Origin of the sequence: Serratia sp. KG1D (genome assembly GCF_037150675.1) — a bacterium.
Classification (GTDB): Bacteria; Pseudomonadota; Gammaproteobacteria; order Enterobacterales; family Enterobacteriaceae; genus Serratia; species Serratia nematodiphila.
In genome coordinates this window covers 103,784-119,769 of the sequence record NZ_JBAGIH010000007.1, presented here as the reverse complement: position 1 = coordinate 119,769, position 15,986 = coordinate 103,784, and the positions used below count along the sequence as shown (strand labels likewise).

Here is a 15,986-nt window from a genome sequence, read left to right as displayed (position 1 = left end):
CAAAGCCGAAAGCCCTGAACTAACGTTCAGGGCTTTTTGCTATGTGCAATACGTAAAAAAGCGCAGCTACGCTGCGCCTTTCAACCACTCGACAATAAAGTCGGCGATGCTTTCCGGTTGATTGAGATCCAGCTGCTTAGCTGAGATGGATAGTGGTCGGTCGCTGGCTACCGCGACGACAAACTGATCCAACATGTCTTCCAACGGTTTGCCGATCTCGGCCCGATAAAGCAGGATTTTGCTGACCGGCTCATATTTAAACCCTTCAACAAGAATCAAATCGATCTTATCGGCATCAAAACGCTCAGCCAGATAGCGCAGATCCAAAGGTTGTTGCTCCGGCGTTTCGGTCATTAATGCCCAGCGGCGATCGTTGGCGACCAGCGTTTGCTCGGCGCCCGCTTTACGCAGCTCATAGCTGTCCTTACCTGGCGTATCCACATCCATATCGTGATGCGTATGTTTGATCAGTCCAATCCTTACCTGGCGTTGTTTCAGCAACGGGATTAGCTGTTTGAGCAGGGTGGTTTTTCCCGTACCGCTGTAGGCGCCGATGGCCAGCAAGGGGGGCAATGAACGATTCATTTCTTTAGCTCTCGTGTTTGCTGCCAATGTAGGCAGTCTTCCGGCGTATTCAGGTTATGAAATGCCGTTTGCTGCCCGCTGAACACTACGCGTTGTGCGCCAATTTGATGCAAGAACAGCATCAGCTTGCGTTCACCGCGCGCCAGGTAGTCGGCCAGCTGCGGCGCTAGTTGGGTATGCAATAACGCCAGCGTAGGGTGATCTCGCTCGCCATCACTGGCAAAGGCCGCCGGCGCTGCGCCTTTTTGCCGCCAGAGTTGTGCCACTAAGTCAGCGGGAAAGTCGGGGACGTCACAAGGGACGAAGGCCACCCATTCGTTGGAAGATTGCTTGAGCCCGGCCAGCATACCGGCCAACGGCCCGGCGAAATCGGGCGTCAGATCGCCAATCACCGGCAAACCGCTCGCCTGGTAACATGCCTGATTGCGATTGGCGCTGATGACGATGGAAGCCACCTGCGGCCGTAACCGAGCCAATATGTGTTGATAGAGTGCGATACCACCAATCGACACCAGGCCTTTGTCTTCACCGCCCATACGCGTGGCCCGTCCACCGGCCAAAATGACGCCGCTGATTTCTTTATGCATCTCGTTTATCCCGCCTTGTCGATGGGCTGATTGTAGCGCTAAAGCAGGCGTGACATCAGGATTTACCTTTATTGACAAGCCGGTTCTTTCACTGTGTGGGTAAGCCTGCTACTTTGTGAGTTTATTCATGCTATTGGACGATATTGAGATGAAAACGCATCGCGTAAACGAGTTGATCGAGCTGTTGCACCCGGCCTGGCAGGAAGATCCCGATCTCAATTTGATGCAGTTTTTGCAAAAGCTGGCGAAGGAAGCGGGCTTCCAGGGCGAGTTGTCCGAACTGAGCGACGATATTCTCATTTATCACCTGAAAATGCGCGGTAGTGCCGGCACGGATCAGATCCCGGGTCTGAAGAAAGATTACGAAGAAGATTTTAAAACGGCGCTGCTGCGCGCTCGCGGCGTTATCAAGGACTGATCCTCGTGCGGTGCGAGAAAGCATCGCGCGTGAAATGCGCCATTAATGCTACTATTTCTCATTCCCGGCACCGTGCTGTCAGCGATCAAACGAACGTTATGAATAACTCTGCTTTTAATTTCGAAACCCTGTCGCCAGATTTGATTATGGACGCGCTAGAAGGAGTTGGCCTGCGCGTCGATTCCGGCCTCACGGCGCTGAACAGCTACGAGAACCGCGTCTATCAGTTTATGGACGAAGATCGCCGGCGCTACGTGGTGAAGTTTTACCGCCCGGAGCGCTGGAGCGCCGCACAGATCGGTGAGGAACATCAGTTCGCTCTGGATCTGGCCGGCGCGGAGATCCCGGCGGTGGCGCCGCTGGCGCTGCAAGGCGCTACACTGCATACGCACGGCGGCTTTTTCTTTGCCCTGTTCCCCAGCGTGGGGGGCCGGCAATACGAGATAGACAATCTGGATCAGTTGGAATGGGTGGGCCGTTTTCTGGGGCGTATCCACCAGGTCGGCGGTGAGCGTTTGTTTGCCGAGCGGCCAACGATGGGGATTGAAGAGTACCTCACCGCCCCGCGCCAGGTGCTGGCCGATTGCGAGCTGCTACCGGCAACGCAGCGTGACGCGTTCCTGCAGGTGACGGATGATCTGATTGCGGCGATCAAGTCGCACTGGCATCTGAACTGGCAGCCGCGCCGTTTGCACGGTGATTGCCATCCGGGCAATATTCTGTGGCGCGATGGCCCGCTGTTCGTCGATCTTGATGACGCGCGCAACGGCCCGGCAGTGCAGGATCTGTGGATGTTGCTGCACGGCGAACGTCGCGATCAACTGATGCAGCTGGATGTCTTGCTGGAGGCGTATAGCGAATTTGCCGAGTTCGATCAGCGCGAGCTGGCGTTGATTGAACCACTGCGGGCGATGCGCATGGTGTATTACCTGGCCTGGGTCGCTCGCCGCTGGCAGGATCCGGCCTTCCCTAAGAGTTTTCCGTGGATGGCGGAGTCTGATTTCTGGTTGTCTCAGACTGCGGCCTTCACCGAACAGGTTAAGCTGTTGCAGGAGCCCCCTCTGCAGCTGACGCCAATGTATTGAAGCTTTAACACAATGGAGAGTTTAGTCTTATGAAAAAAATATGGTTGGCGCTCGTTGGCATGGTAATGGCATTCAGTGCCTCGGCGGCACAGTTTAGCGATGGCGCTCAGTATGTGACTCTGGACAAACCGGTGACCGGCGAGCCGCAGGTGTTGGAGTTCTTCTCCTTCTACTGCCCGCACTGCTACCAGTTCGAGCAGGTCTATCATGTGTCTGAGAACGTAAAGAAAGCGCTGCCTGCCGGCACCAAAATGACCAAGTACCACGTGGAGTTCCTGGGGCCGTTGGGCAAACAGCTGACTCAGGCGTGGGCGGTGGCGATGGCGCTGGGCGTGGAAGACAAGGTGAGCCCGCTGATGTTTGAAGCGGTGCAGAAAACCCAGACCGTGCAAACGCCGGACGATATCCGCAACGTCTTCGTGAAAGCGGGCGTGACCGCCGCAGATTATGACGCGGCCTGGAACAGCTTCGTGGTGAAATCTCTGGTGGTTCAACAGGAGAAAGCCGCAGAAGATCTGCAGCTGCGCGGCGTGCCGGCGGTATTCGTCAACGGCAAATACATGGTGAAAAACGATGGCCTGGACACCAGCTCGATGGACGCTTACGTGAAGCAGTTCGCCGATGTGGTTAAATTCCTCAGCCAGCAGAAATAAGCCTGATTCAACATGAAAAACGCCGGCATCGCCGGCGTTTTTTTATCCGTATTGCCGCTTCAATTTATCCAGCAACCGGTCTTTTTCCTGCCACAGCGTATTCAGCCACAGCTGGAAGCGCCGCTTGAACTGTTTGTCGTTGAAGTAGTCGCCGTGCAGGGTTTCATCGATCGGCAGCGTCTCTATTCTCACCACGATACGCGTCAGCCGCCCACACAGCATATCCATAAAAGGCCGCTGGTTATTTTCCGGATAGAGCAGAGTAACGTTCAACACTTTGTCGAACTGATTGCCCAGCGCGCTAAGGGTAAACGCGATGCCGGCGGCTTTAGGCGCCAGCAAATTGCGATACGGCGAATTGCTTTTAATTTTCTTGGCTTCAGTGAAGCGCGAACCCTCGACGAAATTGACGATGGTGGTTGGGCGCTGGCGGAATTTTTCGCAGGAACGGCGCGTCGTTTCGATATCCTTGCCGCGTTTTTCCGGGTGCTTGAGCAAATAGGCGCGGGAATAACGCTTCATGAATGGCATATCCAGCGCCCAGCAGGCCAGGCCGACAAAAGGCACCCAGGCGAGCTGTTGCTTGAGGAAATACTTATTCATTGGAATATGATTTCTGAACAGCACGCATAACACAACAATGTCCGACCAGCTTTCGTGGTTGCTGATCAGCAGATACCAGTTTTTGCGATCCAACCCTTCCAGCCCTTCAATATCCCAACGCAATTGCCCGTTAATGCGCAATAACAACGCCAGCCCTTGGCACCAACACCACATCATGAAATCGGCGAAAGCCGAGATATATCGCCAGACGGCGGGAATGGGCACCAGGAGTTTCACGATGCCGGCCAGCGTGATGGGGATGGAGCACAACACCGTCACCAGAATGGTAAGTATGACGGAAATGATAAAGATAACAGGCGTTAACAATCTTGGCATGATTATGGGCTGACGGTTGTTGGGAACATCGTTGCATGCCAAAGCGCATGAACAAAAACGCATTTTAACAGAAATCGCCGGGGTAAAGCGCCGCTAAAAATCACTGTTTTTCGTCTCGATGGATAACCATTTGCTGAGTTTTCGTGCAACTTGTCCAGCTTGTGCTATGGTAATTGAGGCGCCGAATTTGATTAATAGTGCGATTAAAATCCGGCGAAAGTTATATCCACAAATTCAATAAATGCCAGTAATAAAGCATCGCCGGAATTCGTTCTTTTAACGCGGTGATTTAAATAGGAATTTTATTCGCCGTTATAACGATAATCGCAGCGTTATAATTCGGTCTCTTTTCTATGCACAAAGTTATCCACAGGTAAGATCTTGCGGATCCTCGCACACAATCACATCATTTTTGTCCGCAATGCACGCTAAGGTTCGTCTCCGGCGGCCAGCTATGGCATGCTTACCCCTATGTCCGATCACGATAAAGAAACGCTATGGCCCAGATTGCAGAAAACCCACTAATCCTGGTTGACGGTTCCTCCTACCTCTACCGCGCTTATCACGCCTTCCCGCCGCTGACCAACTCGGCGGGCGAGCCGACCGGCGCGATGTACGGCGTGCTGAATATGCTGCGCAGCCTGCTGCTGCAGTATCAACCGAGCCACGTTGCCGTGGTGTTTGATGCCAAAGGGAAGACCTTCCGCGATGATCTCTTCGCTGAATACAAATCACACCGGCCGCCGATGCCGGACGATCTGCGCGCGCAGATCGAGCCGCTGCACAGCATGGTCAAAGCGATGGGCCTGCCGCTGCTGGTGACACCCGGCGTTGAGGCGGACGACGTTATCGGTACGCTGGCGCTGGAGGCCGAAAAGGCCGGCCATGCGGTGCTGATCAGCACCGGCGACAAAGACATGGCGCAGCTGGTGACGCCGAACGTCACCCTGATCAACACCATGAACAACACGATCCTCGGCCCGCAGGAAGTGTGCGACAAGTACGGCATTCCGCCGGAGTTGATCATCGACTTCCTGGCGCTGATGGGCGATTCATCGGACAACATTCCCGGCGTGCCGGGCGTGGGCGAGAAAACCGCCCAGGCGTTGCTGCAGGGGATCGGCGGGCTGGATGCGCTGTACGGCAATCTGGAGAACATCGCCACGCTGAGCTTCCGCGGCGCCAAAACCATGGCGGCCAAGCTGGAGCAGAACAAAGAGGTCGCGTACCTCTCCTATAAGCTGGCGACGATCAAAACCGACGTCGAACTGGATCTGACCTGCGCGGACCTGACGGTCTCCGAGCCGGATGTCGATACGCTGCAACAGCTGTTCAAACAGTACGAGTTCAAACGCTGGCTGGCGGACGTGGAAGCCGGCGTCTGGCTGGAAAACAAGAAAGGCGCGGGCGCGAAAGCTGCCGGCGTCGCCAAACCGGCAGCCGCCGTGGAAGCGCCGAAAGCCTTGGCGGAAGCCAAGCTGTCCCAGGACGGGTATGTCACTATCCTGGATGAAGCGACCTTTACCGACTGGCTGGCGCGGTTGAAAAAGGCCGACGTATTTGCCTTCGATACCGAAACCGACGGTCTGGATACCCTGACTGCCAACCTGATCGGCCTGTCCTTCGCGGTCGCGCCGGGCGAAGCGGCTTATTTGCCGGTGGCGCACGATTACCTGGATGCGCCGGCGCAGCTGGATCGCGCTTACGTGCTGGAGGCGCTCAAGCCGCTGCTGGAAGACGAGAAGGCGCTCAAGGTCGGGCAAAACCTGAAGTTCGACATGAGCCTGCTGGCGCGTTACGGCATCGAGATGCGCGGCATCGCCTACGACACCATGCTGGAGTCCTATGTGCTGGACAGCGTCGGCGGCCGTCATGATATGGACAGCCTGGCCGACCGTTATCTGGGCCACAAAACCATCACCTTCGAAGAGATCGCCGGCAAGGGCAAGAACCAGCTGACGTTCAATCAGATCGCGCTGGAGCAGGCGGCGCCTTACGCCGCCGAAGACGCCGATGTCACGCTGCAGCTGCACCTGGCGATGTGGCCGCAGCTGAAACAGAGCGCGGAACTGCTGACGGTATTCAATGAGATTGAAATGCCGCTGCTGCCGGTACTGTCGCATATCGAACGCACCGGGGTGCTGATCGATCCGGCCATTTTGTCGGCCCACTCCCAGGAGTTGGCCAAGCGTCTGGCAGAGTTGGAGGCGCAGGCCCACGAGCTGGCGGAAGAGCCGTTCAACCTGGCGTCGACCAAGCAGCTGCAGGCGATCCTGTACGAAAAACAAAAGCTGCCGGTGCTGAAGAAAACCCCGGGCGGGGCACCGTCCACCAACGAAGAGGTGCTGGCCGAGCTGGCGCTGGACTACCCGCTGCCGAAGGTGATCCTGGAATACCGCGGCCTGGCGAAGCTGAAGACCACCTATACCGACAAGCTGCCGCTGATGATCAATCCGGTCAGCGGCCGGGTGCATACCTCGTACCATCAGGCGGTGACCGCCACCGGCCGTCTCTCCTCGAGCGATCCGAACCTGCAGAATATCCCGGTGCGCAACGAAGAAGGGCGGCGCATTCGCCAGGCCTTTATTGCGCCGGAAGGCTACCGCATCGTCGCGGCCGACTACTCGCAGATCGAACTGCGAATCATGGCGCATCTGTCACAGGATGAGGGGCTGCTGAAGGCCTTTGCCGAAGGGAAAGACATTCACCGCGCCACGGCGTCGGAAGTTTTCGGCGTGCCGTTGGATAAAGTGACCGGCGAGCAGCGCCGCAGCGCCAAGGCGATTAACTTTGGTTTGATTTACGGCATGAGCGCCTTCGGCCTGGCGCGTCAGTTGGGGATCCCGCGTGGGGAAGCCCAGCGCTATATGGATCTCTACTTCGAGCGTTACCCGGGCGTGCTGGATTACATGGAGCGCACCCGTCAGCAGGCTTCCGAGCAGGGCTATGTCAGCACGCTGGACGGCCGCCGTCTGTATCTGCCGGACGTCCGCTCCAGCAACGCCATGCGCCGCAAGGCGGCCGAGCGCGCCGCCATCAACGCCCCGATGCAGGGCACGGCAGCCGATATCATCAAGCGTGCGATGATCGAGGTCGACGCCTGGCTGCAAGGGCAGGAGAAGCCGTTGGTGCGCGCGATCATGCAGGTGCACGATGAATTGGTGTTCGAGGTGCATGAATCGGTGATCGAAGAAGCCAGCCAGCGCATCCGCCAACTGATGGAAGGCAGCATGGCCCTGGCGGTGCCGCTGAAGGTCGATGTGGGCGTCGGCATGAACTGGGATGAAGCGCACTGATCGCCGGGTTATCGCCGTATGCGCTAACTGGCGAGAAGCTAAGCACTTTTCGTAATTAAGCTACAAGATTCGGCGATAGTTTCCCCAACTTCGCCGTTCTTGCGCCGCAAGTTGTGTAAGTAAACTACAAAAAATTCTTTTTCCCTGCGAAAAAATGATGTAGAGTTACAGGCGTAGGGTACAGAGGTAAGATGTTCTATCTTTCAGACCTTTTACTTCACGTAATCGGATTTGGCTGAATATTTAGCCGCCCCAGTCAGTATTGACTGGGGCGTTTTTTATTGTAAAAACAGCAGCAAACCATACGTTTTTCCTATCGATAGGCCCCGCTTTTCATTTCAGCTTCCGCTCCCTCAATCCGCGTAATTCGGCGAGACAAGCCCGTTTTGGCAATAAGTCTTTATGATGGCTTTATTTCAAAAGTGTAATTAGATAACAAAAAATCCCGCCTGCGGCCGTTCTGCGGGCATAAAAAAGCCGATGCGGTAAGACATCGGCTCAAACGTGCGATCAGGGCTTATTCGCCGATGTCCTCTTCCGGCAGCACTTCCGGCGGGATCTCGTTAAACCAGGTGTCCAGCTTCTGGCGCAGCTTGTCGACGCCGATCTTTTTCAGCGATGAGAAGGCTTCGACCTGGATATCCCCCATAAACGGCAGCACCGCTTCACGCACCATGTTGAGCTGCGCCTTGCGTGCGCCGGAGGCCAGCTTGTCGGCCTTGGTCAGCAACACCAGCACCGGCGTGCCGACGTCGACCGCCCACTGGATCATCTGCTGGTCGAGATCTTTCAGCGGATGGCGGATATCCATCAGCACCACCAGCCCTTTCAGGCTGTTGCGCATCTGCAGGTATTCGCCCAGCGCGCGTTGCCATTTGCGCTTCATTTCTTCCGGCACTTCGGCGTAGCCATAACCCGGCAGGTCGACCAGACGAATGCCGTCTTCCACTTCGAACAGGTTGATCAGCTGGGTGCGCCCCGGCGTCTTACTGGTGCGCGCCAGGCTTTTTTGGTTGGTCAGCGTATTCAGCGCGCTGGATTTACCGGCGTTGGAACGGCCGGCAAAGGCGACTTCAATTCCTGCATCCCCCGGAAGATGGCGAATATCGGGTGCGCTGGTGACGAAATGGGTCACATGATAGTTGTAGTTCTTGCTGGTCAAAATTTTTCGTCTCCGTGAGGATGGCTAACTGGTTGGCGATTATAACTGCATCAGCGGTAAAAATGGCGTGTTTCTCCGTTTTTAAGCGGCGGGGCGCGATAAAACGACAGTTAAGCCGACCGTACGTTGTGAGACATTTGCCATTCGAATCGCGGGTAATGTCGCTTTATTCGAAAGTGATATTTATGTTTTTATTTTAAAAACAACATGTTATTTTTTCGTTGTGTGAAAATGTCAGTCAAATCGGCGTCAGGTGCCTTGAGCCTTCGCAACAATAACGTAAAGTACTCGTTAACGCAGGGTTGCGCAGGATTAGGGAACATCCGGGAAGGATGACAAATCTCAGGGAATGCACAGGGCGTGCAATGAGTGCCAGGATGAACGCAAAAGGAAGTGACCCTTTCGCACCGGAATAGGCGGCAGGCACATCGGATGGTGAAGTATCGGCAGTTTGGATGCCCGCAGGAAGCGCGCTCGGGAAGAGCGGATGCGAAAGGATTGCGCCATGGACGATTTTCCTTTCAGGATGAAGGACGTAGTGGCAGGGAATGCGGTTATAGCAGAAGGAAAAACCGGGATGTTGCATGTACGCAAGGAGCGCGTAACAGGAATACCCTTCGCAAGAAGGTGCGAAATAGGCGGCAGGTTTAACCTGCCGCCTTTTTTCTTTGTCCGCTTTCTGCTAGATTCCGCCGCAATTCTATACTGAATCTACATACCTAAGAGCACACGCTATGAACCAGCCATCAAAAGCACCTCGCGGCAGCGCGGCGAAGTCAAAAACGAAAAAGAAAAGCCGTATGGAGCTCGATCAGGAAGCGCGCGAGCGCAAACGCCTGAAAAAGCGCCGCGGCCACGCTTCCGGTTCACGCACTCAGGTCGAGTCCGGCAGCCAGAAAAACAAATCGGCGGCGGAAGCCAAAGATCCGCGTATCGGCAGTAAAGTGCCGGTTGCGCTGGTGGTCGACGAAACCAAAGTGAAGGCCAAACCGCAGCCGAAGCCAAAGGCCGAAGCGAAACCGCGTCTGTCGCCGGAAGAAGAGCTGGCGAAGCTGGAAAATGACGAACGCCTGAACGCGCTGCTGGATCGCATCGACGATGGCGAAACGCTGAACGCGCAAGAGCAGGCGTATGTCGACAAGACGCTGGATCGTATCGATGTGCTGATGGACGTGCTGGGCATCGAGCTGGGCGATGAAGACGACGAAGAAGAAGAAGAGAAGCAGGAAGATATTCTGAAGCTGCTGAAAGGCGGTAACCCGAAGGACGCCTTTTAACGCGCCATGTGGCTGATCCCGACAATAGCCCTACTCTTGATGTGTTATCTGCTGTGGTTATTCGGTAAACTATGGCGGCTGTCTAAGCGCAAAGCGCGTTTTCGCAGCGCTTCCGTGGCCAGACAGCGCAGACAACCGCCCCTCTCCCGGCCCGGTAGAAAAAGATATCGGAAGGAGTGAGCATGTCAGAGCAGACGATTGTCTGGGATTTGGCCCTGATCCAAAAATATAACTACTCAGGGCCGCGTTATACCTCATACCCCACGGCGCTGGAATTTAACCAGCGCTACGACGAAGCGGCGTTTCAACGCGCCGCGGCGCGCTACCCTGAGCGGCCGCTGTCGCTGTACGTGCATATCCCTTTCTGCCATAAGCTGTGCTATTTCTGCGGCTGCAACAAGCTGGTGACGCGCCAGACGCACAAGGCCGACGAATACCTGAACGTTTTGGCGCAAGAGATCGCCAGCCGTGCGCCGCTGTTCGCCGGCCGCAAGGTTGGCCAGATGCACTGGGGCGGCGGTACGCCAACCTATCTGGATAAAGCGCAAATCAGCCGGCTGGTGGCGCTGCTGCGCGAACATTTTGATTTTCTGCCCGATGCGGAGATGTCGATCGAGGTCGATCCGCGCGAGATAGCGCTGGATGTGCTCGATCATTTACGCGCCGAAGGCTTTAACCGCCTGAGCATGGGGGTGCAGGATTTCAACAAGCAGGTGCAGCAGTTGGTCAACCGCGAGCAGGACGAAGCCTTTATCTTCGCCCTGATCGAGCGGGCCAAAGCGCTGGGCTTCCGCTCGACCAATATCGATCTGATCTACGGCCTGCCGAAACAGACGCCGGAAAGCTTCGCCTTCACCCTGCAGCGGGTGGCTGAACTGAATCCCGATCGCCTCAGCGTGTTCAACTACGCGCATATGCCGAATTTATTCGCCGCCCAGCGCAAAATCAAAGACGCCGATCTGCCCAGCGCGCAGCAGAAGCTGGATATCCTGCAGCAGAGCATCGCGTTCCTGACTGACGCCGGCTATCAGTTTATCGGTATGGATCACTTTGCACGCCCGGACGATGAGCTGGCGATTGCGCAACGCGAAGGCAAGCTGCACCGCAATTTCCAGGGTTATACCACCCAGGGCGACAGCGATTTGCTGGGGTTGGGCGTGTCGGCCATCAGCATGCTCGGCGACAGCTATGCGCAGAACCAGAAAGAGCTGAAGCGTTACTATGAGAGCGTACCGGCGCAGGGCAACGCCCTGTGGCGCGGGCTGGCGCTGACGAACGACGATTGCCTGCGGCGCGATCTGATCAAAACCCTGATCTGCAACTTTCGGTTGGCGTATCAGCCGCTCGAACGGCAATACGGCATCGATTTCACCGCCTATTTCGCCGAAGACCTGCAGCTGCTGGCGCCGTTTGAACGCGATGGGCTGGTGGAGCGCGACGAGCAGGGCATTCGTGTGACGCCGCGCGGGCGCTTGCTGATCCGCAATATCTGCATGTGTTTTGACCGCTATCTGCGGCAACAGGCGCGCAGCCAGCAGTTCTCACGGGTGATCTGAGGATGAAAAAACAGCCGCTGATGCGGCTGTTTTTTTAACTGAAGAAGTTAATCAGCGCGGCGCACAACACTGCGGCGACCGCCGCCTGCGGGGTGTGGCTGGCGGCGGAGCCCAGCTCCGCGCCCTGAGAAATGAATGCGATGAATGAGTCCAGCATCGTCAACCTCCAGAGTGTGCGACACGATCATACTGCGCCCGCACCTGCTGTAAAGCCTGAGGTTGGCGTTTTTTTGTGCGCCGGACTGCGTTTTTCATCATCCATCCCCGTTCCTATTCCATGCCCAGCTCTTTAAGCTTGCGGGTGAGGGTATTGCGCCCCCAGCCCAGCAGGCGCGCGGCTTCCTGTTTGTGCCCCTGGGTGTGGCGCAGGGCGGTGGTGAGCAGCGTGCGCTCCATTTCCGGCTGTGCTTCCGACAGCAGATTTTGATGACCGGAACGCAGCGCGCGATCGGCCCACTGCGCCAGCAGCGTGGCCCAGCTGTCCGGCAGACTGTGGCTGGGGCTCTCCGGCACAGCGGTTTCGAACAGTTCACCCGGCAGATCCTGAATCAGCACCTCTTGCCCGGCGGCCATCACCGTCAGCCAGCGGCAGGTGTTCTCCAACTGGCGCACGTTGCCCGGCCAGGGCAGGCGGGTCAGCGCGGTTTCGGTTTCCGGATGCAGGTTCTTGGCCTCGACGCCCAGCTCCTTGGCGGCGATCTGCAGGAAGTGGCGCGCCAGCCGCGGGATGTCTTCACGGCGTTCGCGCAGCGGCGGCAGGTGTACGCGGATCACGTTCAGGCGGTGGAACAGATCCTCGCGGAACTTGCCTTCCTGTACCCGCAGCTCCAGGTTCTGGTGCGTGGCGGCGATGATGCGCACGTCGACCTTCACCGGCGCATAGCCGCCGACCCGGTAGAACTGGCCGTCCGCCAGCACCCGCAGCAGGCGCGTTTGCACGTCGAGCGGCATATCGCCGATCTCGTCGAGGAACAGCGTGCCGCCGTCGGCCTGTTCAAAGCGCCCCTGACGGATTTGGTTAGCGCCGGTGAAGGCGCCTTTCTCGTGGCCGAACAGCTCGGACTCGATCAGATCCTTGGGAATAGCGGCCATGTTCAGGGCGATGAACGGTGATTTGGCGCGCGGGCTGTGGCGGTGCAGCGCATGTGCCACCAGCTCTTTACCGGTGCCGGATTCGCCGTTGATCAGCACGCTGATCGACGAACGCGACAGCCGGCCGATGATGCGAAACACGTCCTGCATCGCCGGCGCTTCGCCGATGATGTCCGCCGCCGGATCGCTGGCCGGCTGGCTGCGCACCGGCTGCTGCTGTTCCTGATAATGGCTGATGGCGCGCTCGACCAGCGCCACCGCTTCGTCGATGTCGAACGGCTTCGGCAGGTAGTCGAAGGCCCCTTGCTGATAAGCGCTGACGGCGGCGTCCAAATCCGAATGCGCGGTCATGATGATCACCGGCAGCATCGGGTGGCGCTGTTTGATCTGCTTGAGCAGCGCCAGACCATCAATGCCCGGCATGCGGATATCGGACAGCAGCACGTCGGGGGTTTGCGTGGCCAAGGCTTCCAGCACGTCATTGCCGCCTTCGAAGGTGGCGCAGCTCAGGCCCGCGCCGGTGAGCGCGCGCTCAAGCACCCAGCGGATGGAGCTATCGTCATCGACGATCCAGACTATCCCTCGTTGCATTGCAAACCTCACTGGCGAATGGGCAGGTAGACCGAGAATTCGGTATGACCTGGCCAACTGTTGAACTCAATTTTTCCGCAATGCTGATCGATCAGATTGCGGGCGATGGATAATCCCAGGCCGGTACCGCCTTCACGGCCGCTGACCATCGGGTAAAACAGCGTGTCCTGCAGCTGCGCCGGCACGCCGGGGCCGTCGTCTTCGACGTCGATGCGCGCCGCCAGGCGGTAGCGGGTGCCGTGCAACGTAATCTGAAACGCGGTGCGGGTGCGCAGCGTGATGGTGCCGCCCGCCTCACCCAGCGCCTGCAGCGCATTGCGGGTGATGTTCAGCAGCACCTGTTCTATCTGATCCGGGTCGTGGGCCATTTCCGGCAGGCTCGGATCGTAGTCGCGCACCAGCGTGACGTTATCCGGCATTTCCAGCGACACCAGCTGGCAGACGCGCTCCGCGACCTGATGGATGCTCTGGGTGATGTGCTGGCCGGGCCGCTGCGGTCCGAGCAGGCGATCCACCAGATTGCGCAGCCGATCGGCCTGCTCAATGATCACCTTGGTGTATTCGGTCAGCGCCGGATCGGGCAGCGCCTTGGCCAGCAGCTGCGCCGCGCCGCGCAGGCCGCCCAGCGGGTTTTTAATTTCGTGCGCCAAACCGCGCACCAGATCGCGGGCCGCCACCTGTTGGGCATGCTGCAGTTGTTCCTGGCTCAGGCGGCGCTGATTGTCCATCGGCGCCAGTTCGACCAGGATATAGCCTTCCGGCAGCGCCTGAGCGGTCAGGGAAAGGATATGCGCGCGGCCGTCGACCACCAGAGTCACTTCGTTGTCGGTGAAGCCCTGCCCGGCGCGCAGGCTTTCGCGCATCAAAGAGACGTTCAGCGAAAAATAACCGAGCAAATCGGGCAGCGGCGTGCCGAACAGCTTGCGGGAGCTTTGCGCCAGCAGCTGCTGTGCCGCCGGGTTGGCGTAGTGAACCGCCAGAGAGTCATCCAACAGCAGGATGCTGTTGATGAGTGAATTGAGGATCTGCCCAGCATCGGGCAGCTTGCCAGTTGCCATACAGCAGACTCCTGCACCTTTTTAGTGCATCTATCCTACTCCATCCGGGATCGACACGGTATGGAATAGTTTTGCAGAAAATACGGTGGAGAAAAAAACCCATCCGAAGATGGGCTGAAAGTTTCCACGGCAACAAAAAAGCGATAACAAAAATTGTGGGCGCCGTCCGCCAGGGCAGACGGCGCGGGTAGGGCTTAGACGCTGTAGTACAGTTCGAACTCAACCGGGTGTGGCGTCATGCGAATGCGGTCCATCTCTTCTTTGCGCAGTTCGATGTAGGCATCGATCGCATCGTCGGTGAACACGCCGCCGCGGGTCAGGAACTCGCGGTCTTCGTTCAGTGCGGCCATCGCCTCGTCCAGCGAGCCGGCCACTTTTGGGATCTCGGCTTCTTCTTCCGGCGGCAGGTCGTACAGGTTTTTGTCCATGGCGTCGCCAGGGTGGATCTTGTTGATGATGCCGTCCAGGCCGGCCATCAGCAGCGCGGCGAAGCACAGGTATGGGTTAGCCGCCGGATCCGGGAAGCGGGCTTCGATGCGGCGCGCTTTCGGGCTGGCGACCACCGGGATACGGATGGACGCGGAGCGGTTACGGGCGGAGTAAGCCAGCATCACCGGCGCTTCGTAGCCTGGTACCAGACGTTTGTACGAGTTGGTGGTCGGGTTGGCCAGCGCGTTGATCGCCTTGGCGTGCTTGATGATGCCGCCGATGTAGAACAGTGCGGTTTCAGACAGGCCGCCGTATTTGTCGCCGGCGAACAGGTTGGTGCCGTTCTTGGACAGCGACATGTGGCAGTGCATGCCGGAACCGTTGTCGCCGAACATGGGTTTCGGCATGAAGGTCGCGGTTTTACCGAAGGCGTGCGCCACGTTGTGCACCACGTACTTGTAGATCTGAATTTCGTCGGCTTTCTTGGTCATGGTATTGAAGCGGGTTGCCACTTCGTTCTGACCGGCGGTCGCCACTTCGTGGTGGTGCGCTTCAACCACCAGGCCCATCTCTTCCATGGTCAGACACATGGTGGAACGCAGATCCTGCGAAGAGTCGACCGGTGGAACCGGGAAGTAACCGCCTTTCACCGCCGGACGGTGGCCTTTGTTGCCGCCGTCGTATTTTGTGCCGGAGTTCCAGGCGCCTTCGATGTCGTCGATCGCCACGTGGGAACCGCGGATGCTGCTGCCGAAGCGGATGTCGTCGAACAGGAAGAACTCAGGCTCTGGCCCGAACAGCACGGTGTCCGCGATGCCGGAGGAGCGCAGGAAGTCTTCGGCGCGTTTGGAGATGGAGCGCGGGTCGCGATCGTAGCCTTGCATGGTGCCCGGCTCGAGAATGTCGCAGCGAATGATCAGCGTAGGTTCTTCGAAGAACGGATCCAGAACCGCCGTGCTGGCGTCCGGCATCAGCACCATGTCAGATTCGTTGATGCCCTTCCAACCACCGATAGAGGAGCCGTCAAACATTTTACCTTCTTCGAAGAAGTCGGCGTTTACCTGGTGAGCCGGGATAGTCACGTGCTGTTCCTTACCCTTGGTGTCAGTGAAACGCAGGTCTACGAATTTCACTTCATGCTCATTCAGCATCGTCAAAACGTGTTCAGCGGACATACTTAACTCTCCCGGTTTATCATTGTCGTCGTCGTGGAACGAATCTGTGGAACTGGCTTTTTTTCGCCTTGAAAAGACTAAAG

General features: G+C 57.6%; 15 protein-coding genes. 7 read left to right on the top strand and 8 right to left on the bottom strand.

The genetic code is table 11. The annotated features are described in order from the left end of the window. Window positions 1-66: 66 nt before the first annotated feature. Together mobB and mobA are read right to left on the bottom strand one after the other, a co-directional pair. Entirely contained in the window at window positions 67-585 is a 519-nt protein-coding gene (gene mobB, locus WFM45_RS23710) for a molybdopterin-guanine dinucleotide biosynthesis protein MobB (RefSeq protein WP_156866558.1), read from the bottom strand. Then, a complete protein-coding gene (mobA, locus tag WFM45_RS23705; protein ID WP_033631373.1) occupies window positions 582-1,172 on the bottom strand; it encodes a molybdenum cofactor guanylyltransferase MobA in 591 nt (196 codons plus the stop codon). The genes mobB and mobA overlap by 4 nt, the downstream gene beginning before the upstream one ends. 148 nt (window positions 1,173-1,320) lie before the next feature. Between mobA and WFM45_RS23700 the strand changes: the two genes are divergently transcribed. The 3 genes from WFM45_RS23700 (at window position 1,321) to dsbA (ending at window position 3,328) form a co-directional block, all read left to right on the top strand. Further along, window positions 1,321-1,590, top strand: coding sequence for a YihD family protein (locus WFM45_RS23700; RefSeq protein ID WP_004931268.1), 270 nt, complete (start codon window positions 1,321-1,323; stop codon window positions 1,588-1,590). A 98-nt stretch (window positions 1,591-1,688) separates the two neighbouring features. Then, entirely contained in the window at window positions 1,689-2,675 is a 987-nt protein-coding gene (locus tag WFM45_RS23695; protein WP_156866557.1) for a serine/threonine protein kinase, read from the top strand. Between the two features lie 29 nt (window positions 2,676-2,704). After that, window positions 2,705-3,328, top strand: coding sequence for a thiol:disulfide interchange protein DsbA (dsbA, locus tag WFM45_RS23690; protein WP_004931264.1), 624 nt, complete (start codon window positions 2,705-2,707; stop codon window positions 3,326-3,328). Window positions 3,329-3,370: 42 nt separating this feature from the next. On the opposite strand, the gene WFM45_RS23685 is transcribed toward dsbA, so the two are convergent. Continuing rightward, complete coding sequence (locus WFM45_RS23685) at window positions 3,371-4,267, bottom strand: acyltransferase (RefSeq protein WP_015379457.1); 897 nt, start codon at window positions 4,265-4,267, stop codon at window positions 3,371-3,373. 497 nt (window positions 4,268-4,764) lie between these two features. Between WFM45_RS23685 and polA the strand changes: the two genes are divergently transcribed. Together polA and WFM45_RS24675 are read left to right on the top strand one after the other, a co-directional pair. Continuing rightward, entirely contained in the window at window positions 4,765-7,563 is a 2,799-nt protein-coding gene (gene polA / locus WFM45_RS23680; RefSeq protein ID WP_033631371.1) for a DNA polymerase I, read from the top strand. Between the two features lie 191 nt (window positions 7,564-7,754). After that, the gene (locus tag WFM45_RS24675; RefSeq protein WP_071892919.1) at window positions 7,755-7,802 is read left to right on the top strand and encodes a spot 42 RNA, inhibition of DNA synthesis; all 48 of its coding nucleotides are present in this window, start codon (window positions 7,755-7,757) and stop codon (window positions 7,800-7,802) included. A 278-nt stretch (window positions 7,803-8,080) separates the two neighbouring features. Here WFM45_RS24675 and yihA read toward each other — a convergent pair whose 3' ends face one another. Beyond that, on the bottom strand, window positions 8,081-8,725 hold the full coding sequence (yihA, locus tag WFM45_RS23675) for a ribosome biogenesis GTP-binding protein YihA/YsxC (protein ID WP_004931258.1): 645 nt from the start codon (window positions 8,723-8,725) through the stop codon (window positions 8,081-8,083). Between the two features lie 734 nt (window positions 8,726-9,459). Here yihA and yihI point away from each other — a divergent pair. Continuing rightward, window positions 9,460-10,002 carry a Der GTPase-activating protein YihI gene (gene yihI / locus WFM45_RS23670; protein ID WP_015379455.1) on the top strand — a complete coding sequence of 181 codons (543 nt, stop codon included), beginning with the start codon at window positions 9,460-9,462 and terminating at the stop codon, window positions 10,000-10,002. 182 nt (window positions 10,003-10,184) lie between these two features. Next, on the top strand, window positions 10,185-11,558 hold the full coding sequence (gene hemN, locus WFM45_RS23665; protein WP_336957455.1) for an oxygen-independent coproporphyrinogen III oxidase: 1,374 nt from the start codon (window positions 10,185-10,187) through the stop codon (window positions 11,556-11,558). A 34-nt stretch (window positions 11,559-11,592) separates the two neighbouring features. On the opposite strand, the gene WFM45_RS23660 is transcribed toward hemN, so the two are convergent. From WFM45_RS23660 to glnA, 4 genes are all read right to left on the bottom strand, one after another. Continuing rightward, on the bottom strand, window positions 11,593-11,715 hold the full coding sequence (locus tag WFM45_RS23660; RefSeq protein ID WP_004931250.1) for a YshB family small membrane protein: 123 nt from the start codon (window positions 11,713-11,715) through the stop codon (window positions 11,593-11,595). A 113-nt stretch (window positions 11,716-11,828) separates the two neighbouring features. After that, window positions 11,829-13,241 (bottom strand): nitrogen regulation protein NR(I), encoded by a 1,413-nt coding sequence (gene glnG, locus WFM45_RS23655; RefSeq protein WP_033631367.1) that lies wholly within the window; start codon window positions 13,239-13,241, stop codon window positions 11,829-11,831. Window positions 13,242-13,249: 8 nt separating this feature from the next. Beyond that, window positions 13,250-14,299, bottom strand: coding sequence for a nitrogen regulation protein NR(II) (gene glnL / locus WFM45_RS23650; RefSeq protein WP_004931246.1), 1,050 nt, complete (start codon window positions 14,297-14,299; stop codon window positions 13,250-13,252). A gap of 194 nt (window positions 14,300-14,493) precedes the next feature. Continuing rightward, window positions 14,494-15,903, bottom strand: a complete 1,410-nt coding sequence (gene glnA / locus WFM45_RS23645) for a glutamate--ammonia ligase (protein WP_004931244.1) — start codon at window positions 15,901-15,903, stop codon at window positions 14,494-14,496. Between the last annotated feature and the right edge of the window lie 83 nt (window positions 15,904-15,986).

Coding starts and splice junctions, on each gene's coding strand:
- mobB (WP_156866558.1), bottom strand. CDS start 585: ATGAATCGTTCATTGCCCCCCTTGCTGGCCATCGGCGCCTACAGCGGT.
- mobA (WP_033631373.1), bottom strand. CDS start 1,172: ATGCATAAAGAAATCAGCGGCGTCATTTTGGCCGGTGGACGGGCCACG.
- WFM45_RS23700 (WP_004931268.1), top strand. CDS start 1,321: ATGAAAACGCATCGCGTAAACGAGTTGATCGAGCTGTTGCACCCGGCC.
- WFM45_RS23695 (WP_156866557.1), top strand. CDS start 1,689: ATGAATAACTCTGCTTTTAATTTCGAAACCCTGTCGCCAGATTTGATT.
- dsbA (WP_004931264.1), top strand. CDS start 2,705: ATGAAAAAAATATGGTTGGCGCTCGTTGGCATGGTAATGGCATTCAGT.
- WFM45_RS23685 (WP_015379457.1), bottom strand. CDS start 4,267: ATGCCAAGATTGTTAACGCCTGTTATCTTTATCATTTCCGTCATACTT.
- polA (WP_033631371.1), top strand. CDS start 4,765: ATGGCCCAGATTGCAGAAAACCCACTAATCCTGGTTGACGGTTCCTCC.
- yihI (WP_015379455.1), top strand. CDS start 9,460: ATGAACCAGCCATCAAAAGCACCTCGCGGCAGCGCGGCGAAGTCAAAA.
- hemN (WP_336957455.1), top strand. CDS start 10,185: ATGTCAGAGCAGACGATTGTCTGGGATTTGGCCCTGATCCAAAAATAT.
- WFM45_RS23660 (WP_004931250.1), bottom strand. CDS start 11,715: ATGCTGGACTCATTCATCGCATTCATTTCTCAGGGCGCGGAGCTGGGC.
- glnG (WP_033631367.1), bottom strand. CDS start 13,241: ATGCAACGAGGGATAGTCTGGATCGTCGATGACGATAGCTCCATCCGC.
- glnL (WP_004931246.1), bottom strand. CDS start 14,299: ATGGCAACTGGCAAGCTGCCCGATGCTGGGCAGATCCTCAATTCACTC.
- glnA (WP_004931244.1), bottom strand. CDS start 15,903: ATGTCCGCTGAACACGTTTTGACGATGCTGAATGAGCATGAAGTGAAA.